Origin of the sequence: Azospirillum sp. B4, from assembly GCF_000333275.1 — a bacterium.
Taxonomy (GTDB): Bacteria; Pseudomonadota; Alphaproteobacteria; order Azospirillales; family Azospirillaceae; genus Nitrospirillum.
In genome coordinates this window covers 1-2,126 of sequence record NZ_BACU01000166.1, presented here as the reverse complement: position 1 = coordinate 2,126, position 2,126 = coordinate 1, and the positions used below count along the sequence as shown (strand labels likewise).

The 2,126-nt window shown below is 67.8% G+C and carries 1 protein-coding gene; it reads right to left on the bottom strand.

Features of this window, described 5'->3' with window-relative positions:
• Nucleotides 1–271: 271 nt before the first annotated feature.
• The coding region (locus I55_RS07610) for a TonB-dependent receptor (RefSeq protein ID WP_044559919.1) at nucleotides 272–2,126 on the bottom strand (1,855 nt) is incomplete at its 5' end.

The window sequence follows — 2,126 nt, the reverse complement described above, 5'->3', positions numbered from 1 at the left end:
ACCATCCCCTCGCTGCCGACCCCGGCGGATTTCGACGCNGTGAACAGGCCCGCTACGCCNTGGCCCCACCTNGTCGCGGAATCACGCGGCGGGGCGGTATAAGTAATAGTTTTCCCTCAAGCGCCGGGCGCGGCCATCCAGCCGCTTGGCTTCCTCGCTTTTCAGTCCACTCCGTTCCCCGAAAAGCTCCGGCGGATGCAGTCGCATCCTACAACGGCATGAGCAAGCGCTCATGCCGTTGGCATTCGTATGACGGTCCGCTGGATCTTCCTCAATACTTCACCTGCACCCGCGCGCCGTACATGCGGGGCGGGCGGAGGCTTTCGGTGTTGAGGCCGGTGCCCAGGCCCTGGGGCGGCTGGAAGCCGGTGGTCACCACCGCCTGGTTCTCCAGGTTGGTGACATAGCCGGTCAGGCTCCACCACGCGGCCGCGGGGGTGTAGGTCAGGCGCAGGCTGGTCATGTGATAGCCGCCCTGCACTTGCCGCGCGTCGTAATCATAGGCCGTGCGGTATGACGCGGAGAGGTAGACATCCGCCCCCGCCGTCACCGTGCCGTTGCTGTCCAGCCGGAAATCATGCTGGTAGCTGAGCGTGGCGGTCCAGCGCGGGGCGTTCAGGGCCGGCTGGCCTTTGCAATTCACCGCCCAGATCCGGGTGGCGCCAACCGGCTTGGGCACGGCGGTGGCCGAGGCGTTGGCGTAGGCGCAGCCGGTGGCCGGGGGCAGCCCCAGGCCGCTGTAATATCTGTAAGTGAAGTCGTCGTAGGCGGTATCGAGGTACTGGCCGCTGGCGGTCAGCAGATCGTCCTCCGTCACCTGCCAGCGCCCGTCCAGCGCGAGGCCGCGCATGTGCGCCCGGCCGGCGTTCTGGGTGACCGACAAGCCGGCATAGGGCGCCAGCGCCACGCCGGTCAGCACCGGGGCGGTGTAGGTGATCTGCTGGTCGCGATATTCGTAATCGAACGCCTCCAGGTTCAACTGCACCCGCTTGCCGAACAGGGTGTTCTTGAGGCCCACGGTGTAGGCCGTCAGATGTTCCGGCCCGTAATAGTCGCGCTGGCCGATGGGGGAGGAGAAGAAGCCCCCCGCCTTGTAGCCGGTGGCGACGCTGGCATAGAGCAGGCTGCCCGGCGCTAGGTCGTAATCGGCGCCCGCCTTCCAACTGGTGCCGTTCCAGTCGTGGCGGTCCCGGCGGGGCAGCAGGGTGGGGAAGGCCGCGCTGAAGGTGTTGCTGCCGAACAGGACGTCTTGCGTCTTCTCGTCATGCGACAGGCGCCCGCCCGCCGTCAGGCGCAGGTCGGGCAGCACGGCGTAGCTGGCCTGGCCGTAGAGGGACTCCGCCTCCGTCGTCAGGTCGCCTTTGCCCACGGCGTGCTGGATGTAATTGTTGTAGTCCTGGTTGGCGTACAGGTCTTCCTTGAAGTAGTTGACGCCACCCTGCCAGGTGAACGGCCCCTGGCCGTTGGAGGCCAGGCGCGCATCCACCGAGGTGGTCCGCGACCGGCTGACCAGGGCGAAGACGCTGGGCGTGTAGGTCAGGTAATCCTCATCCATGCCGCGATAGGCCGGGGTGACGGTCAGCGTGGCGAAGCTGAAGTCCTTCACGATATCGGCCTTCATCCCCCAGGCCTTGTCGTCGATGTGGCCGTCGTCCTTGGCGCTGCGGATCAGCGGGCTGAGCCGCGCCAGGGCCGGCAGCGCCGCGTAATAAGCCTTCACCGCCCGGGGGTCGGACGGGCCGATCCACGGGTCGTCGCCATTCACGAAGGGGTATTGCACCTGGGCGTCGCCCTTGCCGCCCCGGTGGGCGTAGTCGGCCGCCAGGCGCACGTGCAGGTCGTCCGCCGGTTCCAGCAGCACCTGCACGCGGCCGGCCTGGCTCTGGTCGTCGTCATACCCGTCGGAGAGATAGCCCTTGCGGTCCACCACCTGGGCCGACACGCGCAGCGCCGCCTTGGGTGAGAGCGACACGTTCAGCGCGCCCGTGCCCTTGCGCAGGTTGAAATTGCCGAACTCCAGCGACGCGGTGCCCGAGGTTTCGCCCCAGCGCGGCACCTCNGGCACGAATGTCAGCACGCCGGCCGAGGCGTTGCGGCCGTACACCGTGCCCTGGGGCCCGGGCAGC